Genomic DNA, 17,782 nt, shown 5'->3' on the forward strand with positions numbered 1-17,782 from the left:
GTCTCCCGTTCGAATTGCATATGGCCGCGCGGCGGCCCGGCGCGCTAGTAGCCCTGGCGTAAAGCCACCTGACAATCTGGAGACCACCCATGGGCGAGCGGACGACGATCACCGGCAAGGACGGGACCTTCGAGGCCTATGTGGCGCGGCCAAGCGCGGCCTCCGCCCCGGCGGTGGTGGTCATCCAGGAGATCTTCGGGGTCAACCAGGTGATGCGCGACGTCACCGACGGACTGGCGGGCCAGGGCTACCTGGCGATCTGCCCCGACCTCTTCTGGCGGATCGAGCCCGGCATCGACATCACCGACAGGACCGAGGCCGAGTGGAAGCGGGCGTTCGAGCTGTTCAACGCCTTTGACGTCGAGGCGGGCGTGACCGACATCGCCGCCACCATCGCCCACATCCGCAAGGACGCGGGCTGCAACGGCAAGGTGGGCGACGTCGGCTTCTGCCTGGGCGGCCAGCTCGCCTTCCTCACCGCCTGCCGCACCGACGCCGACGCGTCGGTCTCATACTATGGCGTGGGGCTGGAGAACCGGGTCGCCGAGGCGGAGAAGCTGACCCATCCGCTCCTGATGCACATCGCCGAGGAGGACCAGTTCGTGCCCAGGCCGGCCCAAGCTGTGATCCTGGCGGCGCTCAAAGACCATCCGCAGATCGAGGTCCACACCTATGCCGGCTGCGACCACGCCTTCGCGCGTGAGGGCGGGGAGCACTTCAACGCCGAGGCCGCCAAGCTCGCCAACGGCCGCACCCTGCAGTTCTTTGAGCGGACGCTGAAGGCGGGGGGCCAGGACTGATGCGTGCGATCCGTTTTTCCCAGACCGGCGGCCCCGAGGTCCTCGAACTCGTCGAGGTCGACACGCCTGAGCCCCGGCCCGGCCAGATCCTGATCCGCCACCAGGCGATCGGCATCAACTTCATCGACACCTACCAGCGCTCCGGCCTCTATCCGATGAAGCTGCCGTCGGGCCTGGGGTCGGAAGCCGCCGGCGTGGTCGAGGCGGTGGGCGACGGCGTCACCCGCTTCAAGGTCGGCGACCCGGTCGCCTACGCCGGCACACCCGGCGCCTATGCCGAGCTCAATGCGGTCGCGGCCGACCGCGCCGTGAAGGTCCCCGCCGGGATCGACGCGCGCACCGCCGCCGCGGCCTTGCTGAAGGGCATGACCGTGGAATTCCTGATCCGCCGCCTGCACCGGGTCGAGGCCGGCGAGACCGTGCTGGTCCACGCCGCCGCCGGCGGGGTTGGCCAGATCATGACCCAGTGGCTGAAAGCCCTGGGCGCTGTGGTCATCGCCACCGTAGGCTCCGAGGAGAAAGCCGAACGGGTTCGCGAGCTGGGCGCGGACCACATCATCCTCTACCGCGAGCAGGACGTGGCCGCCGAGGTGCGGCGGATCACTGACGGCCGGGGCGTGCCGGTCGCCTATGACTCGGTGGGCAAAGACACCTTCGAGGGCACCCTGAAGAGCCTGGCGCGCCGCGGCCTCTTCGTCAGCTTCGGCAACGCCTCGGGTCCCGCGCCCGCCGTCGAGCCGCGCCAGTTGATGCTCAACGGCTCGCTGTTCTTCACCCGCCCGACGATGGGCGACTACCTGGCGACGGCGGAGGAACTTGAGGCCAGCGCCGCGGCCCTCTTCGAGATGATCGGGTCCGGCAAGATCGGGATCGAGATCGGCCAGACCTTCTCGCTCGCCCAGGCGGCCAGCGCCCACCGCGCCCTGGAAAGCCGGTCGACGATCGGCGCCAGCCTGCTGATCCCATGACGCGAAAACGCCGCCGAGTCGGAAACTCGGCGGCGTCTCTGTTTCACGTGAAACACAAGTAGAACGGGTAGGACCCGGTAGGCCCTCTCGCCTAGGTGTTCATCGACTGGAAGAACTCGTCGTTGTTCTTGGTCGACCGAAGCTTGTCGAGCAGGAACTCGATGGCGTCCTGGGCGCCCATCGGGCTGATGATCCGGCGCAGGATGTAGGTCTTGGTCAGGTGCTCCTTCGGCGTGATCAGCTCCTCCTTGCGGGTGCCGGACTTGATCACGTCGATGGCCGGGTAGACCCGCTTGTCGGCGACCTTGCGGTCGAGGACGATTTCCGAGTTACCCGTGCCCTTGAACTCTTCGAAGATCACCTCGTCCATCCGGCTGCCGGTGTCGATCAGGGCGGTGGCGATGATGGTCAGCGAGCCGCCTTCCTCGATGTTCCGCGCCGCGCCGAAGAAGCGCTTCGGCCGCTGCAGGGCGTTGGCGTCGACGCCGCCGGTCAGCACCTTGCCGGAGGACGGCACCACGGTGTTGTAGGCTCGGCCTAGGCGCGTCACGGAGTCCAGCAGGATCACCACGTCGCGCTTGTGCTCCACCAGGCGCTTGGCCTTCTCGATCACCATTTCCGCGACTTGCACGTGGCGGGTCGCCGGCTCGTCGAAGGTGGAGGAGATCACCTCGCCCTTCACCGTGCGCTGCATGTCGGTGACTTCTTCCGGGCGCTCGTCGATCAGGAGCACGATCAGGTAGCACTCGGGGTGGTTGGTCTCGATGGACTTGGCGATGTTCTGCAGCATCACCGTCTTGCCGACCCGCGGCGGGGCGGTGATCAGGCAGCGCTGGCCCTTGCCGAGCGGCGCCACGATGTCGATCACCCGGCCCGAACGGTCCTTCAGGGTGGGATCGTCGATCTCCATCTTCAGGCGCTGGTCGGGATAAAGCGGCGTCAGGTTGTCGAACAGCACCTTGTGCCGGACGTTCTCCGGGTTCTCGAAGTTGGTCAGGTCGACCTTCACCAGGGCGAAATAGCGCTCGCCCTCGCGCGGGGCGCGGATCGCGCCGTCGACGCTGTCGCCGGTCCTGAGGCCGAACTTCCGGATCTGCGAGGGGCTGACGTAGATGTCGTCGGGACCCGGCAGGTAGTTGGCCTCCGGCGAGCGCAGGAAGCCGAAGCCGTCCTGCACCACTTCGAGGGTGCCGGAGCCGCTGATTTCAATGCCTTCCTCGGCCAGCACCTTCAGGATGGCGAACATGATGTCCTGCTTGCGCATGGAGTTCACGTTCTCGATCTCGAAGATCTCGGCGAAGGCCAGGAGGTCGGCCGGCGACTTGTCCTTCAGCTCCTGCAGGCTCATGCGGGTGAGCCCCATCTTCGCGATGGCCAGGGAGACCTCGGACGGCTCGTCCGAGTCGGCGGCCTCCTCGGCCGCGGCTTCAGCGCCCGCGCCTTCGGCGGTCTCCAGCTCGGGAGTTTCGCTTTCCGAGGCTTCGTTGGCGATCGGGGTTTCGGTTTCGTCTTGCATCTGATGTCACTCGTCTTCGCCCGAGCGCCGGACGGAGTCCGGACGCGGGCTTCTTGGGATGATGTGGGCGCGGGCTTCGCGCCGATGTCTTCGTCTTCGTGTGGGAGCCGGTCCGCATCTCAAGCGTCGAACGCTCGGGAGGGCCGGAGAAAAGGCGGGGCGCGCCAGACTTGCGGACGCGTGGGCAGATCGGAACCACAGACCCCGCGCCGGGTCAAGCAGCACGCAAGCCGCAGCCGGCGGCGTCAGGGGTGTCCGAACTCGGTCGTGACGGCCATGACCATGACGATGGCGGCCAGGAACGGCAGCTCGTTGGTCGCGCGCCAGAACCTTGACGTCTTGTCCCGGCGGCCCTCGGCCAGGGCTTTGCGCGCCCGCCCCAGATAGTGATGCCACCACAGCAGGAAAACCACGCCGGCCAATTTGGTCAGCATCCAGGGCTCCAGCAGGAACCTCCAGCCATCGCCGTGCCGGTGGGCGTCGACCCAGATCAGCGCCAGGCCCAGCAGGAAGGCCAGGGTCATCGCCGGGGTCATGATGATCCGGTAGAGCTTGCGCTCCCATTCCTTGAAATGGCCGTCGAACTCGCTGCCGGGCGGCGCCGTCTCGGTGTGGTAGGCGAAGAGGCGCGGCAGGTAGAGCAGGCCGGCCATCCAGGCGATCACCGCCAGGATGTGCAGGCCGCGCAGGGGATCATAGACGCCGTCGTAGGTCATGCCGCGGCTCCGGCGTTCTGGCGCGTGCGCAGCGCGCATTTCGCATGGCCGGCCGGACAGCGCCAAGGGCCGTGCGGGCCGAGATCGTGCTCGCCGCCGGCCGCCCCCAGCACCGCGCGGGCCAGTTCGGCGATGAAGTCCGCCTGGAGGCCCGGCGTCTGGGCCCGCAGGTAGGGCGAACAGCCAGCAGCCCGGGCGACAAGCGCGTAGTCGTGGTCGAGCTCCACCAGGGTCTCCACATGCTCTGAAACGAAGGCGATCGGGGCGATCAGCACGCCCCTGCCCTCCGCGCCCGCCTTGCGGATCTCGTCGTCGGTGGATGGCCCCAGCCAGACCAGGCGGCCGACGCGGCTCTGGTAGCAGACCCGCCAGTCGGGAAACTGCGGCAGGCGCTCTGCGATGGCGGCGGCCGTGGCTTCCACCTGCGCCTCGTAGGGATCGCCGCCATCCACCACCCGCTGCGGCAGGCCGTGGGCGGAGAGCAGCAGGCGCAGGTTCGGTGGCGACCCGGCGGCGACCCACGCCGCCCCAATGGCCTGCACATGCGCCTCGATCAGCCCTTGCGCGGTCGGATAGCAGCAGACGGTCCGTGTGCGCCCCGAGCCCTTGTAGACGCTCAGCCAGTCTTGCAGCGACGAGGCGGTGGTGGTGGTCGAGTACTGCGGATAGAGCGGCAGGAGCACGATCTCGTCCGGCGCAAAGGCCGCCACCTGGGCGGCGGTCTCGGCGGCCAGCGGCGTCCAGTAGCGCATGGCGATGAAACAGCGGGTCTCGACCTCCGGCCGCGTAGCCTGGAGCGCCGTTTCCAGGGCCGCCGCCTGGGCCCTGGTCTGGGGCAACAGCGGCGAGGCCCCGCCGATCCGGCCGTAGTTGGCCCGGGCCATCCTGCCCCGGGTCGTGGAGATGAAGGCCGCGAGCAGAAGCCTAGCCGCCGCCGGCAGGTCGATGATAGCTGGATCACGGAACAGATTGAAAAGAAAAGGCTTTACGGCCTTTAGACTGTCCGGCCCACCGAGGTTGAAGAGGACGACGGCGAGCTTCTTCACGCCGTTTCCATCACCTTCACCGGCTGGCCGGTCACTCGCGCCACCACCTGGGCGATGTGGGCGATGGGGGTGTCCGGCATCACCCCGTGGCCGAGGTTGAAGATGTAGGGTCCGCCGTTCCATTGCGCCAACAGCGTCTCGACCCGCGCGTCCAGCGCCTTGCCGCCGGCGCGCAGCAGGAGGTTGTCGAGTGCGCCCTGGATGGTCTTGCCGTTCGCCTGCAGCCGCTGACCCATCGCTGCGCTGGCCTGGGTGTCTAGCCCGACGCCTTGCACCGGGACGGCCGCCGCGTAGGCCTCGACCAGAGCGCCGGCCCCGCGCGGGAAGCCGATGAAGGGCGCGGTGACGCCGGCGGCGCGGACCTTCTCCACGATGGCGCGGTGTGGCCGGATGACGATGCGTTCGAAGACGTCTTCCGCCAGGCCCTCTGCCCAGCTTTCGAAGATCTTCAGCGCCTGGGCGCCGGACCGGGCCTGCATCACCAGGTAGCTGGCGGTGGCGTCCACCAGCACGTCGAGCAGGGCGTCGAGCGCTTCCGGATGCTCGTAGGCGTAGGTCCGCGAGATCTCGCGATGCGACCCGCGGCCTTCGATCATGTAGGTCGCCACCGTCCACGGCCCGCCCGCAAAGCCAATCAACGCCCGCTCCGGCTCCAGTTCGGCGCGCACCCGCTGCAGCGTCTCGCCGATTGCCGACAGCCGGCCTGTGGAAGCCTCGACCTCGTCAGCCATGCGCGCGATGTCGGGCAAGGGGCCCAGCCTCGGCCCCTCGCCGGCCTCGAACCAGACCTCCTGGCCCAGCGCGCCGGGGATTAGCAGGATGTCGGCGAAGACGATGGCCGCATCCATCGGGAAACGGCGCATGGGCTGTAAGGTCGCTTCCGCCGCCATCTCCGGGTCGTGGCAGAAGGAGATGAAGTCCTTCGCCCGGGTGCGCAGCTCCAGATATTCCGGCAGGGAGCGTCCCGCCTGGCGCATGAACCAGATGGGCGGACGCTCCAGGGTCTCGCCGGCGAGCGCTCGCAGGAGGCGCGGGGTGGTCTGGCTCATGACCCGTCTTAAATCGCCTCTTTGTCCGCCGCTCAAGTCCGGGTGCGGACATCCTGCCCGCAAAGCTGTCCTTCTACTCTTCAAAGGATTTGAAAAAGGCGGGAGTAGCGGCGGTAGAACCTGTCCAGGCCGTGGAGAACCGTGACCGTCCCGTGACAACGCGGCCCTTGTCCCCAGCTCGTCCGCAGGTTGCGGCGGACCGTCCCCAGGCCTGTGAATCGCGGGGACGGCGGCCAAGCGCCCGAGAGGGTTAGGGTTTCGTTAACCTTTGACGGTATGGCCGCGGGATTGTGGCGTCCGTCCCGAGCCTGTCGATGGGTTGGACTTCGGCCATACCCGCGGGCCGGCCATGTGGGTTAAGGAAGGGTTAACAGCCCATTTCCTCCCCGCCGGTCCACCGCCTCCGGGCCCGGACCGTCACAAACGCGATCTCCTCCCCATTCGTCCCGGGCTTCGCTAAGACTGCTCACAGCATTCGTCCCCAGCTTCGTCCTCAGGGATATTTCCGATCCCTCTTTCCGAAGGCCGCCCGTGACCACGCCTACGCCCCGGCTCGCCACCTACTTCCACGTCCACTTGGTCTCGGATTCCACCGGCGAGACCCTGAACGCCATGGCACGCGCGGTCTGCGCCCGCTTCGACAACGTCCTACCCATCGAGCACATCTACGCCCTGGTGCGTTCGCAGCGGCAGCTCGACCGCGCGCTCGGCGACATCGAGGAGGCGCCGGGCGTCGTCATGCACACTATCGTCGACGACGGCCTGCGCGAGGCGCTGGAGGAAGGCTGCCGCAAGCTGGACATGCCTTGCATCCCGGCGCTGGACCCGCTGGTCTCGGCCATGAGCCGCTACCTCGGCTATTCCACCACCACCCGGGTCGGCGCGCACCTGCGGCTGGACAACGACTACTTCAACCGCATGGACGCGCTGAACTACGCCATCGGCCACGACGACGGCCAGGGCGGCCAGGACCTGGAGCAGGCCGACGTGATCCTGGTGGGCGTCTCGCGCACGTCGAAGACGCCCACCTGCATCTATCTGGCGCATCGCGGAGTGCGGGCCGGCAATGTGCCGCTGGTGCCGGGCCGGCCGATCCCCGACAGCCTCTACAACCTGAAATCCACCCTGATCGTCGGCCTGTCGATCTCCCCCGACCGGCTGATCCAGATCCGCCGCAACCGCCTCCTCAGTCTCAAGGAGAACCGCGAGTCGACCTACATCGACGTGGACGCGGTGCGCGACGAGATCGTCCAGGCCCGCCGGCTCTACGAGCGCCAGGGCTGGCCGGTGATCGATGTGACCCGCCGTTCGGTCGAGGAGACCGCCGCGGCGGTGATGAACCTGCTGCACGGCGGCCACGGCCAGGTCGAGGTGCTGGGGTGACGCTGCTGACGCTGGCCTCGAAGAGCGCGGCCCGGCGCGCGGTGCTGGATGGCGCGGGCGTGCCCTATGACGCCGCCGGCTCCGGCGTGGACGAGGATGCGGTGAAGGCTGAGCTCCTGGCCGAGGGCGCGGGGCCGCGCGAGATCGCCAAGGCCCTGGCCGCGCGCAAGGCGCTGGCGGTTTCGGCGGACCGGCCAGGCCTGGTGATCGGCGCCGACCAGACCCTCGACCTCGACGGCCGGCTCTATGACAAGGTGGAGACCCTGGAGGCGGCCCGCGATCGCCTGCGGGCCCTGCGCGGCAAGCCCCATCAGCTGCATTCGGCCGTGGTGGTGTCGCAAGGCGCGGAGCTGATCTGGCGCGTCACCGAGAGCGCGACCCTCACCATGCGCGATTTCTCCGACGAATTCCTCGAGGCATACCTGGCCGCCGAGGGCGAGGCGGCCCTGGGCTCGGTCGGCTGCTACCGGCTGGAAGGCATGGGCGTGCAGTTGTTTTCCCGCATCGACGGCGACTATTTCGCGATCCTCGGCCTGCCGCTGCTCGGGTTGCTGGACCTGCTGCGCGAACGGGGCGTTCTCAGCGCATGACCCTATCCAACAGCTACCGACAGATCACAGGCGCGACCGCGGTCGCGGGCGTCGCCGGCTCGCCCGTCGGCCATTCGCTCAGCCCGATCATCCACAACGCCTGGATCGAGGCCGCCGGGATCGACGCGGTCTATGTGCCGTTCAACCCGCCGGCCGACCGCTTCAGCCACTTCGCCGAAGGGCTGCGGGGCGGGGCCGTGCGCGGCCTGAACGTCACCCTGCCCTTCAAGGAAGCCGCGCTCGGCGTCGCCCATGAGGTCGGCGAGCGGGCCGAGCGGGCGGGCGCGGCCAACCTGCTGATCTTCAACGAGGATGGCTCCATCGTCGCCGACAACGTCGACGGCCTGGGCCTCCTGGGCGCCATCGCCGCACAGGTGACGGGGTTCGACCCCAAGGCCGGCCCGGCGGTGGTGATGGGCGCGGGCGGCGCGGCGCGGGGCGCGGCCTCGGCCCTGATCATGGCCGGCGCGCCCGAGGTCAGGCTGGTCAACCGCACCCTCGCGCGCGCCGAGGTTGTGGCCGGCGCGGTGGGCGGCAATTCGAAGGCCTTTTCGCTCGACCAGGCCAAGGCGGCCTTCGACGGCGCCGCCCTGGTGGTCAACGCCACCTCGGTCGGCGTGGCCAGCGACGATGCGCTCAGCCTGCCGCTGGAAGGCATCCCGGTGACGGCGGTGATGATGGACATGACCTACACGCCCCTGATCACGCCCTTCCTCTCCAAGGCGAGGTTGCTCGGCCACCCCATCGTCGATGGGCTGGAGATGCTGGTGCGCCAGGCCGAGCCGTCCTTCGAAGCCTTCTTCGGCCGCGTGCCGCCGCCCGGCGTCGACGTCCGCGCCCTCTGCATTGAGGCCCTGAAGGCCCGCGAGAAGGCGCCGGCGTGATCCTGGTCGGCCTCACCGGCTCGATCGGCATGGGCAAGTCCACCACGGCGGCCATGTTCCGGGACGCCGGCGTGCCGGTCTATGACGCGGACGCGGCGGTGCGCGACCTCTACGACACCGGCGGCGCGGCGGTCGGCCCGGTGGGCGAGGCCTTCCCGGGCGTGGCCAAGGGCGGCCGCGTCGACCGCGAGGCCCTGCGCCAGGCGGTGCTGGGCCAGCCCGACGCGCTGAAGCGGCTGAACGCCATCGTCCATCCGTTGGTCGGCCGCGACCGGGTGGGCTTCTTCGCCAAGGCGGAAGCCGACGGCGCCGACATGGTGGTGCTGGACATTCCCTTGCTGTTCGAGACCGGCGGCCACGCCAATGTCGACGCCGTGGTGGTGGCGAGCGCGCCAGCCGACCTGCAGCGCGAGCGGGTGCTGGCCCGGCCCGGCATGACGCCGGAGCGCCTCGACGCCATCCTGGCCCAGCAGATGGCCGACGCCGAGAAACGCGCCCGCGCCCACTTCGTGGTCGACACCTCCCGCGGCCTGGAGCGCGCCCGCGCCCAGGTGGCCGAGATCATCGCGACCCTGCGCGATCCACAGTTCAAGTCACGGCGCGACACCCCGGCTGGTTGAGCCCGCCCCCGAACCGGGTCATGAAGGGTCATGGCGCGCGAGATCGTCCTCGACACCGAGACCACCGGCTTCGAGCCGACCCAGGGCCACCGGCTGGTGGAAATCGCCTGCCTGGAGATCGACGACTTCATCCCGACCGGGCGCAGCTTCCACACCTACATCGATCCCTGCCGCGACATGCCGCCGGACGCCGAGCGGGTGCACGGCCTCTCGGCCGCCTTCCTGAAGGGCAAGCCGCGGTTCGAGCACCCGGATGTGGTCGACCGCTTCCTGAACTTCGTCGGCGACGCGCCGCTGATCGCCCACAACGCCGGCTTCGACCGCAACTTCATCAACCACGAGCTGGGCGTCGTGAACCGCGTCGCCCTGCACGAGGCGCGCTGGGTCGACACCCTGGCGCTGGCGCGGGTGCGGTTTCCTGGGATGCACAATTCCCTGGATGCGCTCTGCAAGCGCTTCAAGATCTCGCTCAGTGAGCGCGAGAAGCACGGCGCCCTCGTGGATGCCAAGCTCTTGGCGGCGGTCTATCTGGAGCTGAAGGGCGGGCGCGAGCGGCGTCTGGAGCTCACCACCGCGGCCATGGTCACCGCCGCTGTCTCCGCGGCCCGCGGGGCCTACGGCGAGCGGCCCCGCCCGCTGGCCCCGCGCTCCACCGAGGCGGAACGCGAACGCCACGCGGGCTTCATCCGCGGCGTGGTGAAGAGCGAGGACCTTTGGAGCCGCTTCGGGCTCTAGGCCGGCCTAGGCGTGGCCGGCCTGCTGGCTCTCCTGCGCCTTGCGCGCCGAATAGACCCCGGCGAAGTCGATGGGATCCAGCATGAAGGGCGGGTAGCCGCCGTCGGCGGTGACGTCGGCGATGATCTTGCGCGCGAAGGGGAACAGGTAGCGCGGGCACTCGATCAACAGCACCGGCTCCATGTCCTCGGCCGGGACGCCGGCGATCTGGAAGACGCCGCCGTAGAGCAGCTCGACCACGAACACCGGGCCGTCGTCGCGCCGGGCGCTGGCCGAGAGCTTGATGTCGACCTCGAAGAAGCCGTCCTCGCGGCTGCGGGCGTTCATCTCCACGCCCAGCTCGATCTGCGGCTGGGCCGCGCCGCCGCGCAGGCTTTCCGGCGCCCGCGGGTTCTCGAAGGAGAGGTCGCGGATGAATTGGGCGAGGATGCGGATGCCCGGCTGCTCGGCGCCCAGGGCTTCGGAAGGCGCGCCCGCGCCGGCGTCGATGTCGGTCATAGTTCGGCTTAAATCCGTGCGAAAACTGCGGTGGAGGGTCTCTACCGGGCGGTCGGGCTAACATGGCGCCTGGAACGATGCAACGCCGCCCCTGACGCGGGCGTTGCATAGGTCTATATAGGGCGTTCGCGTTTCCCCCGAAGCGGACCCTTGGAAGGCTCTTCGTTGCAAGTGCTCGAGCTGATCATCTTCGCCGGCCTCGCCGCCATCGTGCTTTACCAGCTCTATGCTGTGCTGGGGCGACGCGTGGGCCGCCAGCCGGAGGACACCCCCGCGGTGCCCGCGACCTCCACGCCGGTGGAGCGCGCGGCCGACGCGGCCCAGCCCGGCGCCGATGACGGCGTGGCGCTTTCGGGCTTGGCCGCGGTGAAGGCCAAGGATCCGGGCTTCGACATCGGCCGCTTCCTGGGCGGGGCCAAGACCGCCTACGAGATGATCGTCATCGCCTTCGCCGCCGGCGACCGGGCGCAGTTGCGCAACCTGCTCGCGGCGCCGGTGATGGCCGGCTTCGACACCGCCATCGCCCAGCGCGAGGCCGAGAACCGCACCGAGAGCATCGAGTTCGCCCACCCGCCGCGCGCGGACCTGGAGAAGGCCGAGGTGGTGGGCAGCGACCTGGCCCGTCTGACCGTCCGTTTCCTGGCCGAGTTCCGCAGCCGCACCAAGGGCCCCGAGGGCGAGGGCGTCGAAGACCGCCGCACCGCTGAGCTCTGGACCTTCGAGCGGCGGCTGAAGAGCAGCGATCCCAACTGGACCCTCATCCACGTCGACGCCGCCGAGGCTTGACGGCCTGTGCGGGGGCGAAGTTTCGGCGCGACGCCTGTCGCGCTGGCTCTGATCGCGCTCATCCTGGCCGCCTGCGCGAGCCAACCCAAGCCGGCGCCCGCCCCGCTTCCGTCGGCGCCTGAGCGCCTTCCCGCCCCGCCGGCGGAGGCTCGGGCGTCGCGTCCACCCTCACCCAACGCGCCCTCGCCTACCGGGCCCGAAGCCGCCGCGCGCTTCCTGCCGCTTACCGCTCTGCGCGGCTGGGAGGCCGAGGATCACGCCGCGGCGCTTGCGGTGTTCCGCGAGACCTGCGGCGCGGCGCGCGATCCGGGTCTCGCACAGGCTTGCCGCGACGCCCGCGCCCTGGGGCCGCTGGACCGCCAGCAGTCTCGGCGGTTCCTGGAAGCCCGCTTCCGCGCCGAGGCGGCCCATGGCGAGGGCGTGCTCACCGCCTATTTCGCCCCGGAATATCCCGCGCGCCACGCGCCGGACGACGAGTTCTCCGCGCCCGTTCGCCCCAGACCCGCCGATCTTGGCGACACCACCGCCCAGCCCTACCTCGACCGCACGGCCATCGAGGCCCTGCCGCCGGGCAAGCCGCTGGCCTGGATGCGGCCGGAGGACCTGTTCTTCCTGCAGGTCCAGGGCTCCGGCGTGCTGACCTTCGAGGACGGCGGGCGGATGAAGGCGCTCTACGCCGGCAACAACGGCAGACCCTTTGTCGGCATCGCCAACCCCATGCGCGACAAGGGCCTGCTGGCCCCGGACAACGTCTCCGCCGACTCCATCCGCGCCTGGCTCTCCGCCCACCGCGGTCCTGACGCCGCCGCCATCATGCGGCTGGACCCGCGCTACGCCTTCTTCCGCCTGGGGCCCGACGACGGCAAGCCGCCGGTGGGCTCGGCCAACCTGCCCCTGCCCGCCGGCCGGGCCCTGGCTGTCGATCCGGCCTATCACCAGATGGGCGAGCTCTACTGGATCGACGCCGGCGCGCCGATCCTGGCGGGCGCGTTTCCGACCTACCGCCGCCTGGCGCTGGCGCTGGACACCGGCGGGGCGATCAAGGGCGACGTGCGCGCCGACCTCTTCGTCGGCGCGGGCGCGGTGGCCGGGGCCGAGGCCGGGCGCGTGCGCCATACGTTGAAGCTCTACCGCCTGGTCCCGAAGGACGCCCCGTGAAGCGGCCGCTCAAGCCAGAGGACCTGAAGGTCTGGGGCCTGGTCGCCGCCACGGTGCATCCGCTTCCGGGCAAGGCGACGCCGAAGATCGAGACGGCGACCGCCGAGGCGGCCAAGGCCGACGTCGCCGCACGCATCGCCCCGCCCCGGCCCGCGCCGCGCAAACCGAAGCCGCGCCAGGACCTCGAAGGCATCGAGCCCAACCGCCGCCACCGCATCGCCCGGGAGCGCGATCCGATCGGCGCGCGGCTCGACCTGCACGGCCTGGACCAGGATCGGGCGCGGGCGGTGCTGGAGCGGTTCCTCGCCCGCGCCTGGGACGAGGGCTACCGCGCGGTCCTGGTGATCACCGGCAAGGGTGTGCAGGGCGACGGCGTCCTGAAGCGCCGTGCGCCGGAGTGGCTGGCCGCCCCGCACCTGGCCCACATCGTCGCCGGCCTCTCCGACGCCGCCCGCCACCACGGCGGCGAAGGCGCGCTCTATGTGGCGCTGAAGCGGAAGGGGCGGGACTGATTCAAACCGGAGGTCAGGGCTTTCGCGACGCCTTCTCCGCCAGCCCCGAGGTCCCTTCGCGGGTCTCCAACTTGGCGGCGACCTCGTCCAGCGTGACCCCCGCCGCGGCCAGGACCACGAGCCAGTGGTAGATCAGGTCGGCGCTTTCGGCGGCCAGGGCGTCGGTCTGGCCCTTGGTCGCCGCGATCACCGTCTCGATGGATTCTTCGCCCAGCTTCTTGGCGGCCAGCGAGGGGTCGGCCAGCAGCTTGGCGGTGTAGGAGGCGGACGGGTCGCCGCCCTTGCGGCTTTCGACCACGGCGGCGAGCCGGGCCACGACCTCGGCGAAGCGGCTCATCCGGCGGTCTCCGTCAGGCGCACCGGCAGGGCGGCGGCGGCGAGCGCGCGCTTCACCGCGCCGATGGAGACCTCGCCGAAGTGGAAGATCGAGGCGGCCAGCACCGCGTCGGCGCCGCCCTGGGTCACCGCATCCACCATGTGCTGGGCGTTCCCGGCCCCGCCCGAGGCGATCACCGGCACGGAGACGGCGCCCGTCACCGCCTTCAGGAGCTCGAGGTCGTAGCCGGTCTTGGCCCCGTCGCGGTCCATGGAGGTGAGCAGGATCTCGCCCGCCCCGCGCTCCACCGCCTCGGCGGCGTATTGCGCGACGTCGAGCCCGGTGTCGGTGCGCCCGCCGTAGGTGAAGACGCGCCACTGGCCGCCGACCCGCTTGGCGTCGATGGCCACCACCACGGCCTGCGAGCCGAAGGCGTCGGCGCAGCCGGCGATCAGGTCGCGGTTCTCCACCGCGGCGGTGTTGATCGAGATCTTGTCGGCGCCGGCCAGCAACAGGCGGCGCGCATTGTCCACCGAGCGGATGCCGCCGCCCACCGACAGCGGCATGAAGCAGACCTCGGCGGTGCGGGCCACCACGTCGAGGATCGTGCCGCGGTGCTCATGGCTGGCGGTGATGTCGAGGAACATCAGCTCGTCGGCGCCGGCGGCGTCATAGGCGCGGGCCTGCTCCACCGGATCGCCGGCGTCGCGGAGGCTCACGAACTGCACGCCCTTCACCACCCGGCCGTCCTTGACGTCCAGGCAGGGGATGACGCGCACGCGCAAGGTCACGCGGCGGCCTTCAGGGCGGCGTCCGGGACGATCGCGCCGTTGTAGAGCGCTCGGCCCAGCACGGCGCCGGCGATCTCAGTGCCCGGCCGGGCCTTCAGGCGCACGATGTCATCCACGGAAGCGAGGCCTCCGGCGGCGATCACCGGGATCGCCACGGCGTCGGCGATGGCCCCGAAGGCCTCGACGTTGAAGCCCATCACCGTGCCGTCGCGGTCGATGTCGGTGATGATCAGGGCGCTGACGCCGGCGTCCTCGAAGCGCTTGGCCACGGTGATGGCGTCGAGGTCGCTATCCTCCGTCCAGCCCTGGACGGCGACCTTGCCCTTGCGCACGTCGACGCTGACGGCGATTTGCTCGGGCCAGGCGCGGGCGGCCTCGCGCACGACCTCAGGCTCCCTGACCGCGACCGTGCCCAGGATGACGCGGGAGACGCCGGCCTCGATCCAGCCCTCGATGTCGGCCATGGAGCGGATGCCGCCGCCCAGCTGCACCGGCACGGACACTGCCTTCAGGATGTCCTCCACCGCCGCGTGGTTCACCGCCTTGCCGGAGACCGCTCCGTTCAGGTCCACCACATGGATCCAGTGGAAGCCGCCGTCGGCCCAGGCGCAGGCCTGGGCGGCGGGCGAGGCGTTGAACACGGTGGCGGTGGCGAGGTCGCCGTGCACCACCCGGACGCATTGGCCGTCCTTCAGGTCGATGGCGGGATAGAGGATCACGGTCGCCACTCCAGGAAGCGGGCGAGAAGGTCGAGGCCCACGGCCTGCGATTTCTCCGGGTGGAATTGAACGCCCGCGATATTGCCGCGCGCAACGGCGGCGGGGAACCGTTCGCCGTGCTCCACATAGGCCGCGACGTCGGCGGAGTCCTTGGGGAAAAAGGCGAAGGAATGGGTGAAATAGACGGTCTGCCCGTTCTTCAGGCCGGCGAAGACCGGATGGTCGATGACGTCGGTCAGGCCGTTCCAGCCCATGTGCGGGATCTTGATCGCCGGGTCGCCGCCATCCTGCAGCTTGCGCACGTCGCCGGCGATCCAGTCCAGGCCCGGCGTCTCGCCGAACTCCAGGCCGCGGCTCGCCAGAAGCTGCATGCCGACACAGATGCCGAGGAAGGGCGCGCCCCGGCCCTCGACCGCCTCGGTCAGGGCCTCGATCACGCCAGGACGGGCCTGCAGGGCCGACATGCAGGCGGCGAAGGCGCCCACGCCCGGCAGGACGACCCGGTCGGCGCGCGCGATGATGTCGGGATCGTCGGTGACCACGATCTCCTGCGTCCCCGCCGCAGCGCGGACGAGGGCCTTTTCGGCCGAGCGGAGGTTGCCCGACCCATAGTTGATCAGGGCGACGCTCATGGTGGGATTTCCTAGAGCACGCCCTTGGTTGAGGGGGCGTGGCCGTGGGTCTTGGGGTCGATCTCGACCGCGGCGCGCAGGGCCCGGGCCAGAGCCTTGAACCCGCTCTCGGCGATGTGGTGCGAGTTGGTCCCGTAGAGGGTCTCCAGGTGCACACAGGCGCCGCAGTTCATGGCGAAGGCGTGGTGGAACTCCTTGAAGAGCTCGGTGTCCATGTCGCCGACCTTCGGCGTCCGGAAATCCACCTTCCAGATCAGGTAGGGCCGGTTGGAGAGGTCGATAGCCGCCCGCGTCAGGGTCTCGTCCATCGGGATATAGGCGTGGCCGAAGCGGCGCACGCCCCTGAAGCCGTCCAGCGCCTTGGCGAAGGCCTGGCCCAGCACGATGCCGGTGTCCTCCACCGTGTGGTGCATGTCGATGTGCAGATCGCCCTTGGTCTCGACCTCGATGTCGAAGCCGCCGTGGCGGATGAAGCTCTCCAGCATGTGGTCGAAGAAGCCGATGCCGGTGGAGACCTTGGACACGCCGGTCCCGTCCAGATCCACGGCGACGCGGATCTGGGTCTCCTTGGTGTTGCGGACGACCTCGGCTGTGCGGCTCATAAGAGGCCCTTTTCCTCGGCCAGCGTCTGCAGGGAGACCTGCGGCCGCGGACCGTAGTGCGAGATCACTTCGGCCGCCGCCAGCGAGCCCAGCCGGGCGCAATCCGGCAGGGACCGGCCGCGGGCGAGGCCGAACATGAACCCGGCGGCGTATTGGTCGCCAGCGCCGGTCGTGTCCACGACTTTCTCCACCGGGAAGGCCGGCACGGCGTAGGTCTCGGCGTTGGTGGCGACCACTGAGCCCTGCTCGCTGCGGGTGACGGCGGCCATCTTGGCGCGCAGCACGATCTCGCCCATGGCGGCTTCGAAGCTATCGGTCTGGAACAGCGACTTGATCTCCACCTCGTTGGCGAAGACCAGGTCCACCTGGGTTTCGATGAAGCCCAGGAGGCCGTCGCGATGGCGGTCGACCACGAAGCCGTCGGACAATGTCAGCGCCAGCATCCGGCCCGAGCCGCGCGCCAGGGCCGCGGCCTTGGCGAAGGCCTTCCGCGCCGCCTCGGCGTCGAACAGATAGCCCTCCAGGTAGACGATCCTCGCCCCTTCGATCACCGCCGGCGTCACGTCGGCGTCGGTGAACCGCACCGAGGCGCCCAGATAGGTGCACATGGTGCGCTGGGCGTCCGGAGTGACGTTGATCATCGAGACCGCCGTGGCCGGGCCGCCGACCAGGGGCGTCGGCTCGAAGTGGGCGCCGATGGCGCGCATGTCGCGGATGTAGGTCTCGCCCAGCTTGTCGTCGGCCACCTTGCCCAGGTAGGCCGCCTTGCCGCCGAAGCTGGCGACGCCGGCGATGGTGTTGCCGGCCGAGCCGCCGGAGGTCTCAACGCCCTTGGCCATCTTACCGTAGAGTTCGGCGCTCCTCGCCTCGTCCACGAGCATCATGGCGCCTTTGTCCAGGCTGTTGGCCGCCAGGAAGGCGTCGTCGGCCGGGGCGATCACATCGACGATGGCGTTGCCGATGGCGGCGACGTCGTAAAGGTCTGGCATTCGGGGGCTTTCAGGCGGACGCGGGCGAGGGCCGGACTTACAGAAGATCGGCCGCCGCGGCAACGCGCGGGCGGCGCGGACGGCTGCCGGATCCCTGAACGACGAACGGCGAGACCCTTGCGGGGTCTCGCCGTCCCATAAAGCTGACCGGAGCCGGTGGTTGGATCGGTTCGGCGTGCTTCGAGGGTCTAGCTAAGGTGCGTCGCCCTCGCGGCAAATTCGGAATGTTTACTTAGGGAGTTGTACGGAGGGCGGCGGCTGCGCCTAGGCTCCGACCAGGGACATCAGCCAGGCTACGCCCGGCAGGACCAGCAGCAGGCCCAGCACGACGATCGCCGCCGCGCCCCACTGGACCGCGGGCCAGAAGGGCTCGTCATCCAGGTCGACCCGGGGACACATGCTATCTTGCTTGCTCATCTGAGCCTCCAGCGGCTGCGCTTCAATTGACCTTAATAAAGGTCACCGAACGCCG

22 protein-coding genes are annotated in these 17,782 nt (G+C 69.8%); 10 read left to right on the forward strand and 12 right to left on the reverse strand.

Going from position 1 to position 17,782, the window contains the following annotated elements; all coding sequences use genetic code 11:
• The first annotated feature begins 89 nt into the window (after positions 1–89).
• The gene (locus E8A49_RS22090; RefSeq protein ID WP_293386457.1) at positions 90–800 is read left to right on the forward strand and encodes a dienelactone hydrolase family protein; all 711 of its coding nucleotides are present in this window, start codon (positions 90–92) and stop codon (positions 798–800) included.
• Positions 800–1,768, forward strand: a complete 969-nt coding sequence (locus E8A49_RS22095; protein ID WP_293386458.1) for a quinone oxidoreductase — start codon at positions 800–802, stop codon at positions 1,766–1,768. The genes E8A49_RS22090 and E8A49_RS22095 overlap by 1 nt, the downstream gene beginning before the upstream one ends.
• A gap of 91 nt (positions 1,769–1,859) precedes the next feature.
• Here E8A49_RS22095 and rho read toward each other — a convergent pair whose 3' ends face one another.
• From rho to hemE, 4 genes are all read right to left on the reverse strand, one after another.
• The gene (gene rho, locus E8A49_RS22100) at positions 1,860–3,284 is read right to left on the reverse strand and encodes a transcription termination factor Rho (protein WP_293386459.1); all 1,425 of its coding nucleotides are present in this window, start codon (positions 3,282–3,284) and stop codon (positions 1,860–1,862) included.
• A gap of 245 nt (positions 3,285–3,529) precedes the next feature.
• A complete protein-coding gene (locus E8A49_RS22105; protein ID WP_293386460.1) occupies positions 3,530–4,000 on the reverse strand; it encodes a CopD family protein in 471 nt (156 codons plus the stop codon).
• Positions 3,997–5,046: a ferrochelatase gene (hemH, locus tag E8A49_RS22110; RefSeq protein WP_366928847.1), complete on the reverse strand. Its 1,050-nt coding sequence runs from the start codon at positions 5,044–5,046 to the stop codon at positions 3,997–3,999. Before hemH ends, E8A49_RS22105 begins: the two co-directional genes overlap by 4 nt.
• Positions 5,043–6,095, reverse strand: a complete 1,053-nt coding sequence (hemE, locus tag E8A49_RS22115) for a uroporphyrinogen decarboxylase (RefSeq protein ID WP_293386461.1) — start codon at positions 6,093–6,095, stop codon at positions 5,043–5,045. Before hemE ends, hemH begins: the two co-directional genes overlap by 4 nt.
• 531 nt (positions 6,096–6,626) lie before the next feature.
• Here hemE and E8A49_RS22120 point away from each other — a divergent pair.
• From E8A49_RS22120 to dnaQ, 5 genes are read left to right on the forward strand one after another with little or no spacing between them, the layout of a single operon-like run.
• The gene (locus tag E8A49_RS22120; protein WP_293386462.1) at positions 6,627–7,478 is read left to right on the forward strand and encodes a pyruvate, water dikinase regulatory protein; all 852 of its coding nucleotides are present in this window, start codon (positions 6,627–6,629) and stop codon (positions 7,476–7,478) included.
• Positions 7,475–8,068: a Maf family protein gene (locus E8A49_RS22125; protein ID WP_293386463.1), complete on the forward strand. Its 594-nt coding sequence runs from the start codon at positions 7,475–7,477 to the stop codon at positions 8,066–8,068. Before E8A49_RS22120 ends, E8A49_RS22125 begins: the two co-directional genes overlap by 4 nt.
• The gene (locus E8A49_RS22130) at positions 8,065–8,952 is read left to right on the forward strand and encodes a shikimate dehydrogenase (protein ID WP_293386464.1); all 888 of its coding nucleotides are present in this window, start codon (positions 8,065–8,067) and stop codon (positions 8,950–8,952) included. Before E8A49_RS22125 ends, E8A49_RS22130 begins: the two co-directional genes overlap by 4 nt.
• Positions 8,949–9,572 carry a dephospho-CoA kinase gene (coaE, locus tag E8A49_RS22135; RefSeq protein WP_293386465.1) on the forward strand — a complete coding sequence of 208 codons (624 nt, stop codon included), beginning with the start codon at positions 8,949–8,951 and terminating at the stop codon, positions 9,570–9,572. The genes E8A49_RS22130 and coaE overlap by 4 nt, the downstream gene beginning before the upstream one ends.
• 30 nt (positions 9,573–9,602) lie before the next feature.
• Positions 9,603–10,307 carry a DNA polymerase III subunit epsilon gene (dnaQ, locus tag E8A49_RS22140; RefSeq protein WP_293386466.1) on the forward strand — a complete coding sequence of 235 codons (705 nt, stop codon included), beginning with the start codon at positions 9,603–9,605 and terminating at the stop codon, positions 10,305–10,307.
• A gap of 6 nt (positions 10,308–10,313) precedes the next feature.
• Here the strand turns inward: dnaQ and secB are convergent, their stop codons facing one another.
• Positions 10,314–10,805 (reverse strand): protein-export chaperone SecB, encoded by a 492-nt coding sequence (gene secB, locus E8A49_RS22145; protein ID WP_293386467.1) that lies wholly within the window; start codon positions 10,803–10,805, stop codon positions 10,314–10,316.
• A 171-nt stretch (positions 10,806–10,976) separates the two neighbouring features.
• On the opposite strand from secB, the gene timA reads away from it, so the two are divergent.
• From timA to E8A49_RS22160, 3 genes are all read left to right on the forward strand, one after another.
• Positions 10,977–11,591, forward strand: coding sequence for a TIM44-related membrane protein TimA (gene timA, locus E8A49_RS22150; protein ID WP_293386540.1), 615 nt, complete (start codon positions 10,977–10,979; stop codon positions 11,589–11,591).
• A gap of 273 nt (positions 11,592–11,864) precedes the next feature.
• Positions 11,865–12,749, forward strand: a complete 885-nt coding sequence (locus E8A49_RS22155) for an MltA domain-containing protein (RefSeq protein ID WP_366928848.1) — start codon at positions 11,865–11,867, stop codon at positions 12,747–12,749.
• Complete coding sequence (locus E8A49_RS22160) at positions 12,746–13,261, forward strand: Smr/MutS family protein (protein ID WP_293386469.1); 516 nt, start codon at positions 12,746–12,748, stop codon at positions 13,259–13,261. The genes E8A49_RS22155 and E8A49_RS22160 overlap by 4 nt, the downstream gene beginning before the upstream one ends.
• A 13-nt stretch (positions 13,262–13,274) precedes the next feature.
• Here the strand turns inward: E8A49_RS22160 and E8A49_RS22165 are convergent, their stop codons facing one another.
• The 7 genes from E8A49_RS22165 to E8A49_RS22195 all read right to left on the reverse strand — a co-directional run bounded on the left by E8A49_RS22165 (position 13,275) and on the right by E8A49_RS22195 (position 17,727).
• The gene (locus E8A49_RS22165; protein ID WP_293386470.1) at positions 13,275–13,598 is read right to left on the reverse strand and encodes a phosphoribosyl-ATP diphosphatase; all 324 of its coding nucleotides are present in this window, start codon (positions 13,596–13,598) and stop codon (positions 13,275–13,277) included.
• Entirely contained in the window at positions 13,595–14,362 is a 768-nt protein-coding gene (gene hisF, locus E8A49_RS22170) for an imidazole glycerol phosphate synthase subunit HisF (protein WP_366928849.1), read from the reverse strand. The genes E8A49_RS22165 and hisF overlap by 4 nt, the downstream gene beginning before the upstream one ends.
• A gap of 2 nt (positions 14,363–14,364) precedes the next feature.
• The gene (gene hisA / locus E8A49_RS22175) at positions 14,365–15,087 is read right to left on the reverse strand and encodes a 1-(5-phosphoribosyl)-5-[(5-phosphoribosylamino)methylideneamino]imidazole-4-carboxamide isomerase (protein ID WP_293386472.1); all 723 of its coding nucleotides are present in this window, start codon (positions 15,085–15,087) and stop codon (positions 14,365–14,367) included.
• On the reverse strand, positions 15,084–15,719 hold the full coding sequence (hisH, locus tag E8A49_RS22180; protein ID WP_293386473.1) for an imidazole glycerol phosphate synthase subunit HisH: 636 nt from the start codon (positions 15,717–15,719) through the stop codon (positions 15,084–15,086). Before hisH ends, hisA begins: the two co-directional genes overlap by 4 nt.
• An 11-nt stretch (positions 15,720–15,730) precedes the next feature.
• The gene (gene hisB, locus E8A49_RS22185; protein ID WP_293386474.1) at positions 15,731–16,321 is read right to left on the reverse strand and encodes an imidazoleglycerol-phosphate dehydratase HisB; all 591 of its coding nucleotides are present in this window, start codon (positions 16,319–16,321) and stop codon (positions 15,731–15,733) included.
• A complete protein-coding gene (locus E8A49_RS22190) occupies positions 16,318–17,310 on the reverse strand; it encodes an adenosine kinase (protein ID WP_293386475.1) in 993 nt (330 codons plus the stop codon). The genes hisB and E8A49_RS22190 overlap by 4 nt, the downstream gene beginning before the upstream one ends.
• Positions 17,311–17,574: 264 nt before the next feature.
• Complete coding sequence (locus E8A49_RS22195; protein ID WP_293386476.1) at positions 17,575–17,727, reverse strand: hypothetical protein; 153 nt, start codon at positions 17,725–17,727, stop codon at positions 17,575–17,577.
• Between the last annotated feature and the right edge of the window lie 55 nt (positions 17,728–17,782).

This window comes from Phenylobacterium sp., from assembly GCF_004799515.1.
In the GTDB taxonomy this organism is placed as follows: Bacteria; Pseudomonadota; Alphaproteobacteria; order Caulobacterales; family Caulobacteraceae; genus Phenylobacterium.